This is a genomic window from Vibrio cyclitrophicus, from assembly GCA_023206055.1.
Taxonomy (GTDB): domain Bacteria; phylum Pseudomonadota; class Gammaproteobacteria; order Enterobacterales; family Vibrionaceae; genus Vibrio; species Vibrio cyclitrophicus_A.
Genome location: CP065367.1, coordinates 559351 through 573565, shown reverse-complemented (window position 1 = coordinate 573565; position 14215 = coordinate 559351). Strand labels below are relative to the sequence as shown.

Sequence of the window (14215 nt, the reverse complement as noted above, 5' to 3'; positions counted from 1 at the left end):
TAAGCCCTTAGGTTAACGCCTAAGGGCTTTTTTTTGTGGTTTTGTACTGACTGAATAGCAAACCAAACAGACATAAGTAAAAGAAAAGGGTATCTATATTAGCATTGACTAATTTATATTTATTAGTAAACTCTAATTTAAAGATTGTTATGAGTTTATGATGTTTGTTGATAGGAGAGGTCTGTGCTTAGTTTGATTCCTTGGGATGCGTTTTTCGGTGGCATGTTGTTAGGTGTGTCGGCCATTGTTTTAATGTTGGGCATTGGTCGAGTTGCAGGTATTAGTGGCATTGTTAGCCGTTTATTGCCAGTTGGCACCAGCAACAAAGAAAGCGAAGGCGTGGATACAGATAAAACTGACAAGCATTGGCGTATCGCATTTGTTGTTGGAATGGTCGTAAGTGGTTGGTTGTTAATTCCTACCGGTCATCAACTCCCTCAATTGGAAGATATGAACCTCTTCGTAGTCGTTATCGCTGGCCTGTTAGTGGGTTTCGGCACTAAAACAGCGAATGGGTGTACTAGCGGACATGGCATTGTGGGAATGGCGCGTTTGTCAAAGCGCTCGATTATCGCAACGTGTGTATTCATGGGTGTCGCAATAGCCACCGTGCTTATCAAGAACCTGATGGGGTTGGGGGCATAATGAAAAATTCTTCATTCACTATCATTGTTGGTTTATTGGCTGGAATCTTGTTTGGCTCGGGTATGATCATCTCAGGTATGGTTGACCCAAATAAAGTACTTGGCTTTTTAGATATTACTGGCAATTGGGATATCAGCTTGGCATTCGTCATGGGCGGTGCGCTACTGGTATTCGCGCCGTTTTATCACCTAGTCATTAAAAAGCGTGCTAAAGCGTTTAATGGTGAGCCGTTAGATAGCCGCAACAACCCGCTAATCGACAGAAAGTTGATTCTAGGTTCAACAGCGTTTGGATTAGGTTGGGGGCTTGCAGGCTTTTGCCCAGGGCCTGCAGTGACGAGTCTCAGTGGCGGTAACCCAACCGTGTGGGTGTTTATGATAAGCATGCTGGCGGGAATGTGGTTGGCAGGTCGAATGAATAAAACTTGCTAACGTTAAATCTACCGCTTATCGAATAGGCTTGATATGAGAATTGAGAGGCTGACGCGCTTTAATGAGAAAGCCCGTCAGCCTTTTTTACATCTCTATCTACTATTTGATGGTCGTTGATACTGGGCAGTGGTCGCTGAGTTTGTAATCCAGTACATCTTGCGTTTCAAATACCTTCTGCTTCGCAGGTGACGCACTCAGTGAGTCGCTAACCACAATGTGATCAATCACAGAGCGGAATTGGTGTGTGCGGTGGTTATTACGATTTGAGCGAACCTTACAATCCGCACGGGTCTTTCTTGTCGCCAAACGAGCATCCGTGTTTTCAGTTAAATCCTTCCACATCCAATCTCTTGAGTAGGATAGGTTATGGTTGAAGTCGCCTAATATCGCATAGTCTTCACCTTTACGTTCTCTTTGTTGTATCCACTTATTCAGTTGTTGAGCTTGGTCTTTTAGGCGTGAACAATCGCGGTTAGACTTATACGCTCCACTACAGCCTGCCTTTAAATGCACAGACAACATGTGAATTGGTTTTGAGTCAGTATCAACGACCACATAGCTGGCAAACCTAAGCTTGCTGTTAGAACTCGATTCAAGAGGAAAGTCAGCGTAGTCGGTAAGTGTGATTCCTTTACGAATCGCGAACCCAGTGTATTGATTCACTTCTTTGAACTGATGGTTACTGTTTTCTGGTAAGGCTCGGTCAGACATCAATATCTTGTATTGATCGCCAGCCACACGCTGAATGGCATCTGCGTCATCGACTTCTTGAAAAGCAACCACATCCGCATCTAAAGATTGGAAGTACTGTTTGAGCTTATCGAAATCAGCTTGATCACGTTGGGCGGAAAACTTATTCACAGCCTCGTTGGTTGATAACCATTCGATATTCCAACTGGATATGGTCAAAGGTTCAGCAAATGCGTGGCTACTGAGTAAGCAACCTAACATTATCCAGTTTCGAAGTCGTTTCATGCCAAATATCCCTAATTTTGTCTTCCAATATTGATGAGCCGTTATCCTACAACACTTACCAAAAATTCAACTCTTTTTAGCAGTTTTTTTATTGTTACATTGTTTCTTTTCGACTTGAGAACTAGCGTAATAATATTGAATTGATCTTAGTCAGCGTTCTCTTTTTATTGATCCAAATCAATACTCAAAGTTGGTGGTTCTCGTTAAATACGCCACAATATCTAGTGTTAGTTAAACGATAAATCGCTCTATATAGTGTGTTTGTGGATAAGTCTGTGAATACCTCATGAGTAAGGAGAAGTGGTGAAATCAATCGTAATCAAACGTGATGGCTCAAGGGCTCCATTCAGTAGAGATCGCATCCAAGCTGCAGTGGAAGCAGCATCAGACAAAGCCGATAAGGAAATTGCTATTTATGCACTGAATGTGGCATTAGCAGTTGAGTTGAAGCTCGAAGACTACGATGAAGTTCATATCTCTGAAATTCAAACCATGGTCGAGAACGAGCTAATGCAGGGACCTTATAAGTCTCTGGCTCGTGCCTACATTGAATATCGTCATGACCGCGACATCGCGCGTGAAAAGCAAAGCGCTTTAACTCGCGAGATCGAAGGTTTGATCGAAGAAAGCAATGTTGATCTGATCAATGAGAATGCCAACAAAGACGGCAAAGTTATCCCAACTCAGCGTGACCTGCTGGCGGGTATCGTGGCTAAACACTATGCGAAAACTCACATTTTGCCGCGTGACATCGTACAAGCTCACGAATGTGGTGACATTCACTACCATGATCTAGACTACGCACCGTTCTTCCCAATGTTTAACTGTATGCTTATCGACTTGAAAGGCATGTTAACGCATGGCTTCAAGATGGGTAATGCAGAAATCGACACGCCTAAGTCTATTTCTACGGCGACAGCGGTAACAGCACAGATCATCGCACAAGTGGCGAGCCACATTTACGGCGGTACAACGATTAACCGTATCGACGAGGTTCTAGAACCTTACGTAATGGCGAGCTACGAGAAGCATTTATCATTAGCGAAAGAGTGGGACATTCATAGCCCAGAAGCGTTTGCTATCTCTCGTACAGAGAAAGAGTGTTACGACGCATTCCAATCTCTAGAGTACGAAGTAAACACGCTGCACACAGCTAACGGACATTATGTGGTAGAAGTTTTTTCAAATAATGTCGGTGTATGTATGCCTCAGGAGTTTTCTTCTCCTCAGTTAGATTGCTTAATCCCAGTATTAAAAGGCTTTGATGAGTCTAATCCACCTTCCTATCCAGCGTTAAAAGTTACGAGAGAGTACTCTCATTTATTTGCAGCAAATGACGCTAACTTTCTTGCTATTGCAGCTTAATCCGATTACGTAGGACAAAATAATGATCATGAAACCAGTAACTAAATCTATCGTTATTAAACGTGATGGGGCGAAAGTGCAGTTTAACCCTCAACTGATTAAATATGCCGTACAAGCTGCTGCCGATCAGGTAGATTCTGTAAAACTTGATTTGAGCGATATTGTTGCCGCAAATGTAGCGGAACAACTGATGAGGAAAGCTGAAATCAAAATTAATGATATACAGAAGTTAGTAGAATCTGAATTGATGCATCATGATGAGGATGTTGCTAGAGCTTATATCGAATATAGACACGATAGAGATATCAAACGTGAAAAAGCTAGTACTCTTAGCTCTGAAATTTCAGGCTTAGTCGAACAAAGTAATGCTGAGCTACTAAATGAAAATGCAAATAAAGATGGTAAAGTTATACCAACTCAGCGTGATTTATTAGCAGGCATTGTATCTAAACATTACGCTAAAAATCACATGTTGCCTCGTGATGTCGTTGCAGCACATGAAACTGGTCAAATTCACTATCACGATCTTGATTACTCGCCATTTTTTCCAATGTTTAACTGTATGATTGTTGACTTAGAAAATATGTTGACGAACGGTTTCCGCATGGGTAACGCTGAGATTGAGACTCCTAAGTCAATTCAAACAGCCACCGCAGTTACAGCGCAAATCGTAGCGCAAGTGGCAAGTCATACCTACGGTGGTACAACGTTAAATCGCCTAGATGAAGTCTTAGCACCTTACGTTACAGCTAGTTATGCAAAGCATCTTGCAACTGCTGAAAAATGGAATATTCCCGATACGAAAGCGTATGCAAAAGAGTTAACAGAAAAAGAGGTGTTTGATTCCTTTCAATCGCTAGAATATGAGATCAATACGCTATTTTCTAGCAATGGTCAGACTCCATTTTTGAGTATAAACATAGGGTTAGGAACCTCATGGGAATCTAGACTAATCCAAAAAGCTATTTTTGATAATCGAATTGCTGGACTGGGTAAGAGCAAGAAAACAGCGGTGTTCCCGAAGTTAATTTTTACAATTAAAGACGGAATTAACCATAAGCAAGAAGATCCAAACTACGACATTAAACAGTTAGCATTAGAATGTTCAACTAAACGCATGTATCCAGATATTCTGAATTATGACAAAGTTGTTGAAGTCACTGGTTCATTTAAAGCTCCAATGGGCTGTCGTAGTTTCTTAGGCAAATATGTTGATGAACAAGGCAATGAGGTTCATGAGGGTCGTAACAATCTTGGCGTTGTAAGTCTAAATCTACCTCGTATTGCTATGGAAGCAAAAGGTGAAGAACATAAGTTCTTCACGATTCTAGATGAGCGTATTGCACTGGTTCGTAAAGCTCTTGAGACTCGTATTGATCGTCTGAAGGGAGTTAAAGCAAAGGTTGCTCCTATTCTGTACACTGAAGGTGCGCTAGGTGTTCGCTTAGATCCTGAAGATGAAGTTTTGGATGTGTTCAAAAACGGTCGTGCTTCAGTGTCGATGGGCTATATCGGTATTCATGAAACAATTAATGCTCTATACGCTGACTCTGAAGAGCACATTTACGATAGCGAAGAATTACGCCAGAAAGGCATAGCTATTGTTAAGCGACTTAAAGATGCGACAGAGGCTTGGACAACAGAGACGGGATGGGGTTTTAGCTTATATAGTACTCCTTCTGAAAACCTTTGTACTCGTTTCTGTTCGTTAGATACCAAAGAGTTTGGTGTGCTAGAAAATGTTACAGATAAGGGATATTACACAAATAGCTTCCACTTGGATGTTGAAAAGAAAGTTAATCCTTACGATAAGATTGACTTTGAAATGCCATATCCAGCTTTAGCATCAGGTGGTTTTATCTGTTACGGCGAATACCCGAATATGCAACATAACCTTGAAGCTTTAGAAAACGTTTGGGATTACAGTTATTCACGTGTGCCGTACTACGGAACTAACACTCCTATTGATGAGTGTTATGAATGTGGGTTTACAGGCGAATTTGACTGTACGAGTAAAGGTTTTGAGTGTCCTAAATGTGGTAATCATGACTCAAAGAAAGTATCAGTGACCCGAAGAGTGTGTGGCTACCTTGGTTCTCCAGATGCTAGACCGTTTAATTCAGGTAAACAAGCAGAAGTGATTCGTAGAGTTAAACATATGTAGTGAGGCTAAATGAATTACCATAAGTATCATTCAGTTGATGTTGTGAACGGAGAGGGTACTCGTTGTACCCTGTTCGTAGCGGGCTGTGAGCATAATTGCAGAGGTTGCTACAACAAATCAACGCTAAACCCTAACTCGGGTCATTTTTTCACCCAAGAATTAGAAGATCGAATTATCGCTGATCTACAAGATACTCGAATTAAAAGACGAGGATTATCTTTGAGCGGTGGAGACCCGTTACATCCAGCAAATGTGTCAGCAATATTAAAGCTTGTTAAAAGGGTCAAAACAGAATGTCCTGGCAAAGATATTTGGTTGTGGACAGGCTACGAACTAGGTGAACTTAACAATTATCAGAAGGGCATTGTTGAACAAATCGATGTGATGATTGACGGGCAATTTAAAGAAGACTTGTATGATCCAGAGTTGTTATGGCGAGGTTCTAGCAATCAGGTCATTCACAGATTTAAGCTTTAATAACCAATCACAACATATAGGTTCGTCAACTTAATCTATTTGATGTGATTGGTTAAAAGTATGCGAAAAATTAACCTGTCAGTCTCAAAACGGATTAAAAGTTTTATCTCTATATCAGGGTAGTTTGTATCGCTAGAGTGTATTAACTCACATTCAATCTTACACATCTTCTGGTTAGTCAAGACTTGGTTCTACAGCCAGCTTGGTGAGCAAAAATGCTGGTCATGATCACTAATTTTGGCACACTCCTCGATAGAAGTGCGTTAGAGATATAGATCCAGCACGACAGCACGGTAGAGAAAAAACGTATTGAAACCTTCAATGTTGACTAGCTAACTCTATGATTCCCTCGTAGTCACGTATACCCCATTCAGCGAATCAAAGTCCACAAACAAGTTTGGCTACCTTTTTAGAACAATGTAAACTCGTTGCAGTATCGAAACCATCTGTATTTTCAGGGAAATGGACTGTGGACTTTATAAAATTTTGGACTATGCGGCTAAAATACAACTTTTTAGGTGTTACTGTCAGCCTCTTTCGGGACTTATTGAGAGAGCTGTTACATTTCATTGTGGTATTGGCTTCACACCCAGTTGCGACTTTCATCATTATAGTGATGCAATTAATATTGGGCGCGCTACTAGGTGTACAGTTTAGTGGAATTGATTTCGGTTTAGGTAGCTCAGAACCTGTTTATATGTGGGCATTATCTATATGGGAACGGCTTGATGATGGTGTAAAAGACTACTCATTGATCGTGTTGTTCTTCTCTCTTTTTAAGGCTTTGTGTGAGGCATATAACAGTAGATTAGCGCGAATTTCCGAGAAAAAGCGTTTAGAAAGCGAAAGATTGATTGCCTCAGACCAATGGTTTACAGATTCATACGTAAAGGCAGTTCGCAAGGTTTTGGATTATAAATATCTTATTGATAATAAACAAAAAAACTCTTTGGAGGTGATTCAAGATAGCTTAGGAATAGTACGTAAGTTGGCGGCCGAATATGAAGGTTTGAATAATGATACAATTAGCATTAACTTAATGTTAATAATGTTAACCGATGAGGTTGAGGAGCAAATTGCTCATCATTGGCAAGATTGTAGTATGTTTTTCGATGGTTCTAGCGCAAAAGCAGCCGTGGCACAAATTGATGGGATACTAACACCGATCGCAGTAGCTCATAAAAAAGAAGTTAAACTGTATATTGGGGATCTAGAAAAGTGTAAAAAGCCGCATAAGCCTCTATTGTTGCCAATTGTTGAGGATTATGAATGTGCAGGTAAGACACCACAACGTGTGATTGGTGCTCCTCGTGCATTTTCGTCAGGTGTTTATCAATATTACCCATGTTTTCTTAGGGGAGTTGAAGACTGGCTGTATAAGGAACAAAAACGGTACATAAGTCATAATCAGGCAGATTTGTTGTACAAGTACTACGTACAGGATGATTCTGCTAGATCTTTACTATCTGTACCAATTGAGTCTATATACGAGCAAGTTGACGAAAATAATACCGTGATTGAAGAAAGAAGTACTAACTTAGTAATGAATATTTACGCAGGTCACGAAAAGTTACTCAGAGGAAACCCTAGTGTTTTTCTTAGCTTAGCCCAACCAATGCTGGACACTATTTCATACGCACTAGACTCATGGATGCTTGAGTTGGAAGTCGAAAATGTTCAACCTGAAAATGATGACTCTAGTAGCTCTTTGTCGTATACTCGAACAAAGGATGAGGAGAGATAACATGTCTAAGACAAATGACAATCAAAAAACCGTTATGGTTATAAGACAAGACGGCACACACAGCCTGAAGGTTATCGCTAACAGCAAGAGCGCTAAGCGCGGCACTCGCTCTCGTTTACGCAAAAAGGCATCTCACGCGTTAAGCAAAGCTGTGTTTGGCGCAGTATAACTGCCCAGGAACGAAATACCTAGAGCCCGCTTATCGCGGGCTTTTTTACGCATGCGTTACTGCCCAGATACAACGGAGCCGCATTGCAAAACAAACCTTTGTTGCTCACAGTTACGATGAACTGCCACTGAGGAATTACGTTAACAATCTTTGGGGCAGAAGCGATTTGTACAACCTGTTAGATATGGTCACATAGAGGTAACAAAACTGACAGGATCACCCCAAAGCACGTTACTACTGTCTTTCATTATTTTTATAATGGTAGGCAAGATCTCTTCTAAGAGTAAGGTGCAATCTCTTAGCTGCTTTCGCTTAACTCTCATCAACCCACCATCATCTGAACAGATATGTGGAATGATAAGGCTCTCCCTTTCTTTAACGCTTTTATCCGAATGCTTAGAATTTTGATTATTCGAAGAACTGAATACTGTAGCCGTCTTTAACTTTACTGGGTGTGTTGCAGAAGGATCTAGATGCAAACTGCTACGATTATCAACGAAAATTACGCTTCAGCAGAACAACTATAAAACTTTAGTTGATAGGGAAGTTGGTCTACGTTAAAAAGAGATTAGCCCAGATATAATCAAGTGCAGGCATCGAGAAGTCCGAAGTGGATAACTGTTAGAATAAATCTGGGTTAATAGACTTCGGACTAAATCTAAGAAAGAGCGGTTGTTTGAGTTTGTGAAGACTTCCATCGGTAATAGGTTGCACGCCCTAAATTGTATGTTTTTAAAGCTTCAGGGAGTTTTTCGACTCCCGCATTTACCATTCGGTGAACCTTCTCACATTTTATAGCTGTCTCTGGATTTGCTTGCCTGCCTTTAAACTTACCGTGGTTTTTAGCTTTTTCAATGCCTTCCTGCTGTCTTCTACGTCTATCTTCGTAATCTTTAGAGGCTGTGGCAGCCAAGATTTCGATTAGCATTGAATTTACTGATTCCAGCACTCTTTGTTGCATTTCATCTTGAGTGTGCTCTAAAACTTTAAAGCTAGTTGCTACATCACAAGCAACAACTTTTAAGCCTTTTTGCTCTATTTCTGATCTTAACGTTTTCCAGTTAGAAGAGGTAAGGCGTGTTAATCGATCTATTTGTTCAACGAGGATAATATCGCCTGATGATGACTCTGATAGTAAACGAGTCAGTTCGGGGCGAGCGACCTTGCGTCCAGAGTAATTCTCGATATATTCGACAGAATTTAATAATGATAGATTATTTAGCAAAGCTTGTTCGAGGATATATTCTCTGGCTCGCAATGCGTCTGCTTCAGAAGTTGACGCCCTTAAGTAGATCCTTACAGTCATAAAAAGCCTCGCGGTAGTCTAATATGTATAACTTAAATGATACAGTATCACTTAAGTTGTTACAACTAATGTTTTTAGTCTAAATGAGACAGTTTATACATCGTTTTATCAGTTCTATATAAGTATACCTATTAGAGACATATAGCCTACTAAGTTAAGCGATTTATAAAGTTAATTAATAGCAATAGTATTATTGCTGAAGGTTAAGATATCTTTGGAATAGGTTAAGTGTAGTTCACTAGCAACGGAAATAGGTGTTTCTGAATCTAGATATCCTTATTAATAAAGATAAAAACGCTGCCTCAATATGGATTGGAATTATAGGTAAAACGCATCATATTTCTAACAAGTTTAAAATTCTATTTCTTAGGTTAACTTTATAAACTCAAGTATAATATGGCGTACTAATATCTGTCGCCAGATATTTAAAAATACAAAATCAGAGTCAAACATATATATTATTGGTATGGGCTAAGTGCTTAAAAATAAATGATAAGCTCTTGATTTTAAATCTAATGACTCGAAGGTGTACTTTTAATTTTTCCTACCAAAATAGCGTTAAATATCTAAAAAACACACGGAAGTTAGTTTATAAAAAACAGGTCGCACAGCAACCTGTTTGGTTCTACTCTAATTCGTCTGAGGTTTCTAATTGTTCAGACAATTCACTTAAACCTGTAATCTGGTAGGCGAACTTGGTTAACGCTTTCATTGAACGACTTTCATCAAATTTTAACTCCTCGTCCCCTTGCCATAGTTCATAAGTAAATTTGTCATAAAGATAAAAATAGAGGTTGCTATCACCTTTGTATTTGAAGTTGATACTAGGCACTTCGCTACTGCCAGTTACAAAATCATAGCATTCAAGTCCCTCTAACAAACTAGACATAGGGTGGTCAGTATCTAAATTCATTTTACTTAGTTTTAGGAAAGTATAGTAGCTGTATAAGCCATAGTGGTAGCCTGACATCCTAGAGCTACATAGAAGATAAATCTCACTACCTTCGTAATTAAAGCGAGCGCACATCCTTTTGCATTCTTTAAGTATGTCTGGCTCATCAATAACACATTTTCTCCAGTCGGAAATAGAAGAGCTTTTCACGAGCTGTGTCATACCTTCAAGTTCGTTACCAACGTCAAGAGCATTGATTAGTTGGAACAATATTTTTTGTCTATTTTCTTTATCGTTAAATATACTTCGCCAGTTTTCATTCCGATCACGAGCGTTACTCCGAGAGTTTCTACAAAAACTTTTATTTCGACCTTGCCATACTAGATAATCACCAAACGTTAATAAAGCTCGATGAAGTAAGAAATCCTTCCTATTGAGGGTTTCTTTCGAGAATAAAACGGAAGACTTTTGAGCATTAGTCTTAAATTTATCTAAACAATATAAGTTTTCATTTTTACAAGAGTCGAGTAGAAATCCAACTTGACCATAGAAGTAGTAATGCTCATGGTAAGTATCAAAAGCGGCAAGCCATTCGTGATTCTCTAAAATAAGCTGAGCTTTAAGTATCTCTTCGCTCTTTTGACGATCATTGAAAAAGGGTATATCTTTACTTTTTAGATTAGACAAATTTGAAAAAACACGAGAGTTTAAATCTTTAGCTAAGCTGCATAGCGACTTTACGGCATTGACATAATCAGTAGCCGAGTCGAAGGTTGAGTTATTAATTAATCGTTCAGATACACCTAGCCAATGACTTAAGTTATCTAATTCATTTTGAGAGAGAGGGGTTAAGTTATCAAATGATTTATTTTCTGAAATAAATGCGTAGAGTGAAGCAAAACGAACCTTCTCAAGATAGCCATTTTCACAGATTCCATTGTTAAAAACCTCAAGAATTTTTTCTTTGGCTGAGAATTCGTTACTCCAATCAAAATGAAATAGAACCTTATGTATAAAATCAAGGAATCGATGTGTATTGTTTAATGAAGCACCAGAAAAGCAAGCTAGTTCTTCATACATAGTATGACCAAAGTACGAATTATTACGTAAGTCATTTACAATATTGGAGAATTCTTTAACTGAATTTTTTTTCTTATTTTCAATAGTTAAGCCAAATTCAGTAAGAGCTATTGTTTTAAAAAATGCTTGATATACATTGTCTACTTCGTTAACATTTTCTGGTCTCATTTTCCAAAAAATATCTGTCCAGGATTTGTCTAGCTTTAGCCAGAAATCACCTTTTAAACCGATATCATCAGAACGATTTACATAACCTTGCAGCCAAGCTTTGAAATTTTCAAAATCTGTTAGAGCTTGTCCTCTCGCATTCATTTTTATGTATAACTCATCTGTTAAGGCAAAGTTATCCATGTTTAAGAAGTGAAAGGTAATTGGTGGCTTTTCCGTACAAATCAACCTTTGCCACAAACAAGAAGAAAGTGAATCTCTAAACACGTTATGCATTTCATCTAAAACGACTAGCATTGCTCTTATAGTAGGGTCATTTTCCCATACTGAAAAAAACCAACCTGCATCACAAATCGTTTCAGAAAGTGAGCCATTAATCTTGTGAATGTTTAACTCGCTTCCAAATTGCAGTAATGAGTTAGTAAATTCTTTAGATGTAATTCTGTTTTCATATTTAAACTTACTCAACTTTGTCGAAGCTTCAGCTAAATGACCAGAACCTGCTGCAATATACCAATGTAGTAGAAATAGAGTTGTGATTCTTTGTTGTCCATCTAATAGTATTAGGTCAGCGTCTTTTACTGACCCATAGATGAAATCAAGATCCTGACTTCTTTCAATATCACTAACCATAGTAAATAAAGTAGCTATAAACTCGGTTCTAATCTGACTCGATTTACTGTCTATACGACCTTGAGCATAATCTCTTTGGATGATGGGGATACATATCGAATGTAGGTCAAGTAATTGCCAGAATGTGCATTTTATGCTCATTTCAACCCCTCAATGTCACAGTAATAATTAATGCATTCGATGATCTCTTTGCGGTATTCTTTTCTATCCTTGGTAGACCATTGGTACATATTCGCCACTTTTTCACTATAAAATTTGGAAAATACATTTTTTGTTGCTATTGGGATAAAATGATGAGTCCCGTTTTTACACATAGATTTTTCATATCTCAATATTGATTGTCTTTTTTGGGTGAAAATTAAATTACCAATACCTCTATTGATTGTAGAAGACAACAAACAAAGGTTATCAAGGTCATCCATTTCTTCTTCTTCGATAGTGCCTATCACTGAATCAAGTAGGGTTAAATAAATTTTCTGTGAATCTTTTAATTCTTGACTGCTAGAACCGCTCACTTTTAACTGGTTCCATTTAGATAGAAGTTTATTTAAATTGGTTTTGGTTTCCTCAGGTATGTCTTCTGAAGCTAAGATATGTACCTGAGATTCATGCCATATATCTTGCTGTTTAGCATCTTCTAATTCTTGAGAGTTTCGAGCATGTATATGCTCTATGTCCCATTGAGTATTGGCGTAAGAGTTAAATGATAATCGTGTACCTTGCCTCCTGTGAGCTGCAATATTGAATAGAATAAAAACAGAAATTATATGCTGACGATTACCACCATATTGTAACGCGCTAAAAGATGGCTTTTGATTATCATCAACAAAATATTTTTTTAGTTCTATACCGATAAGACTTTTTAATAACTCGATAAAATCAGATTTAGTCACACCCTCAGACATTTTCCATAACTTTTGAACTGTACAAATCTTACGAGTGATCAAAAAACCAACTAGGTGATATAGTTCGTCATTGTCATACCATTCTTGCAAACGGTAGAAACCTTGTCTTAATTTGTGCCACTCCTGTTCGATAAAGGCTGTTTTTTTCTCTATATTTTTCAGGATTAAATAGTAATGGCTGAATGAATGATATTTTTTATCACTTTCAGTGTTTTTAGATTGCTTTGTGGGTTTGTTTGTCAGTAAATCAAATAATAATTCAATATGGTTCGTATAGTTTTGGTTACTGTTAAAAGGCTGTAAGAAAGCCCAAAAGTCTTTTGTTTGTAATGACTGTTCTATGGCATCCCATTGCTGCGACATATGATATTGTTTTAACTTAATTATTTCCGTTCCTTCATCGGAACTGACGAAATGCAGAAATAAAGCTTTGATTAATTCAGCGTTTGTTAACGGAATCTTTCCACTATTTAAGCGCATAAAAATATCAATGGATTCTAAGTTATTATTCGAAGGCTCAACTGCATACCAGATTACTTTTGTATGATTTAGAAACTTGTCTAACCATTCATGTTTTTGTTCTTCGCTTTTACCAGAAAACCATTCTGAAATCGTGTGGTAAGCTGTATAAAAATGGTAGTTATCTACATTATCCAAATCAAACTGTGATAGAGCAGGGGTTGGGTATTCCTCATCGGAAATCGAGTCAAATTGTTTGATATAGTTACCCCAAGGGGTAATCTTCAATGTGCTTGGTAAGTAATGAGCTAAAAACTCACTACTGCTTTTTCGCGTTCTATATTCAATGCTAAATTTATCATGTTGAAGATATGAGAGGATCATATAACTAGTTGTCATTCTTTGCTGACCATCAACAACCTCCCATAGAGGGCTGTCCTCGTTATATTTTGGAGTATGATATTTTGTTACAACAGGTTGTAAGCAATAAAAATCGCTTTGAGTGGTGTTAAATTCATCAACATCATTAAGCAGATCCTCAACCTGATCTTTTGTCCATTTATACCCACGCTGGTAGTCATCTACAAAAAATTTTAGTTGCAGTAACTCTGAAATCGATTTCAATATTAACGTATTGTTACCGAGAACTAATTTCTGCAACCTTTCCATGAATGTTTCAACATTCTTATCTTCTGATTGAGCAAGTGCGTATTGAAATTCTGTGAATAAATGCTCAATTGCAACCATAGAACTTGTATTTTGTTTTTTTTCAGTATTTGGCATTTGCTTGCCTGTCATTTAC

Annotated in this window: 10 protein-coding genes and 1 pseudogene; 7 read left to right on the top strand and 4 right to left on the bottom strand. The window is 38.2% G+C overall.

From position 1 onward, the window contains the following. The first annotated feature begins 183 nt into the window (after positions 1-183). Both ITG09_18210 and ITG09_18205 read left to right on the top strand, forming a co-directional pair. Positions 184-645: a YeeE/YedE family protein gene (locus ITG09_18210; protein ID UPR54881.1), complete on the top strand. Its 462-nt coding sequence runs from the start codon at positions 184-186 to the stop codon at positions 643-645. Further along, a complete protein-coding gene (locus ITG09_18205; GenBank protein UPR54880.1) occupies positions 645-1076 on the top strand; it encodes a YeeE/YedE family protein in 432 nt (143 codons plus the stop codon). Before ITG09_18210 ends, ITG09_18205 begins: the two co-directional genes overlap by 1 nt. 99 nt (positions 1077-1175) lie before the next feature. Here ITG09_18205 and ITG09_18200 read toward each other — a convergent pair whose 3' ends face one another. Then, positions 1176-2051: an endonuclease/exonuclease/phosphatase family protein gene (locus ITG09_18200; GenBank protein UPR54879.1), complete on the bottom strand. Its 876-nt coding sequence runs from the start codon at positions 2049-2051 to the stop codon at positions 1176-1178. 303 nt (positions 2052-2354) lie between these two features. Here ITG09_18200 and ITG09_18195 point away from each other — a divergent pair. The 5 genes and pseudogenes from ITG09_18195 to ITG09_18175 all read left to right on the top strand — a co-directional run bounded on the left by ITG09_18195 (position 2355) and on the right by ITG09_18175 (position 7970). Beyond that, positions 2355-3227, top strand: a pseudogene (locus ITG09_18195) (NTP reductase large subunit). A 217-nt stretch (positions 3228-3444) separates the two neighbouring features. Further along, positions 3445-5580, top strand: a complete 2136-nt coding sequence (nrdD, locus tag ITG09_18190; protein UPR55204.1) for an anaerobic ribonucleoside-triphosphate reductase — start codon at positions 3445-3447, stop codon at positions 5578-5580. A 9-nt stretch (positions 5581-5589) separates the two neighbouring features. Continuing rightward, entirely contained in the window at positions 5590-6057 is a 468-nt protein-coding gene (gene nrdG / locus ITG09_18185) for an anaerobic ribonucleoside-triphosphate reductase-activating protein (GenBank protein UPR54878.1), read from the top strand. 469 nt (positions 6058-6526) lie between these two features. After that, complete coding sequence (locus tag ITG09_18180) at positions 6527-7801, top strand: hypothetical protein (GenBank protein ID UPR54877.1); 1275 nt, start codon at positions 6527-6529, stop codon at positions 7799-7801. A gap of 1 nt (position 7802) precedes the next feature. Next, a complete protein-coding gene (locus ITG09_18175) occupies positions 7803-7970 on the top strand; it encodes a hypothetical protein (protein ID UPR54876.1) in 168 nt (55 codons plus the stop codon). A 658-nt stretch (positions 7971-8628) separates the two neighbouring features. Here the strand turns inward: ITG09_18175 and ITG09_18170 are convergent. The 3 genes from ITG09_18170 to ITG09_18160 all read right to left on the bottom strand — a co-directional run bounded on the left by ITG09_18170 (position 8629) and on the right by ITG09_18160 (position 14211). After that, a complete protein-coding gene (locus tag ITG09_18170; GenBank protein UPR54875.1) occupies positions 8629-9276 on the bottom strand; it encodes a recombinase family protein in 648 nt (215 codons plus the stop codon). Between the two features lie 625 nt (positions 9277-9901). After that, positions 9902-12190: a DUF262 domain-containing protein gene (locus tag ITG09_18165; protein ID UPR54874.1), complete on the bottom strand. Its 2289-nt coding sequence runs from the start codon at positions 12188-12190 to the stop codon at positions 9902-9904. Next, on the bottom strand, positions 12187-14211 hold the full coding sequence (locus ITG09_18160) for a DUF262 domain-containing protein (GenBank protein UPR54873.1): 2025 nt from the start codon (positions 14209-14211) through the stop codon (positions 12187-12189). The genes ITG09_18165 and ITG09_18160 overlap by 4 nt, the downstream gene beginning before the upstream one ends. Positions 14212-14215 lie beyond the last annotated feature (4 nt).

Excerpts from the sequence above, each read along its gene's own strand:
- ITG09_18205 (UPR54880.1), top strand. The coding sequence starts at position 645 with ATGAAAAATTCTTCATTCACTATCATTGTTGGTTTATTGGCTGGAATC.
- ITG09_18200 (UPR54879.1), bottom strand. The coding sequence starts at position 2,051 with ATGAAACGACTTCGAAACTGGATAATGTTAGGTTGCTTACTCAGTAGC.
- nrdD (UPR55204.1), top strand. The coding sequence starts at position 3,445 with ATGAAACCAGTAACTAAATCTATCGTTATTAAACGTGATGGGGCGAAA.
- nrdG (UPR54878.1), top strand. The coding sequence starts at position 5,590 with ATGAATTACCATAAGTATCATTCAGTTGATGTTGTGAACGGAGAGGGT.
- ITG09_18175 (UPR54876.1), top strand. The coding sequence starts at position 7,803 with ATGTCTAAGACAAATGACAATCAAAAAACCGTTATGGTTATAAGACAA.
- ITG09_18170 (UPR54875.1), bottom strand. The coding sequence starts at position 9,276 with ATGACTGTAAGGATCTACTTAAGGGCGTCAACTTCTGAAGCAGACGCA.
- ITG09_18165 (UPR54874.1), bottom strand. The coding sequence starts at position 12,190 with ATGAGCATAAAATGCACATTCTGGCAATTACTTGACCTACATTCGATA.
- ITG09_18160 (UPR54873.1), bottom strand. The coding sequence starts at position 14,211 with ATGACAGGCAAGCAAATGCCAAATACTGAAAAAAAACAAAATACAAGT.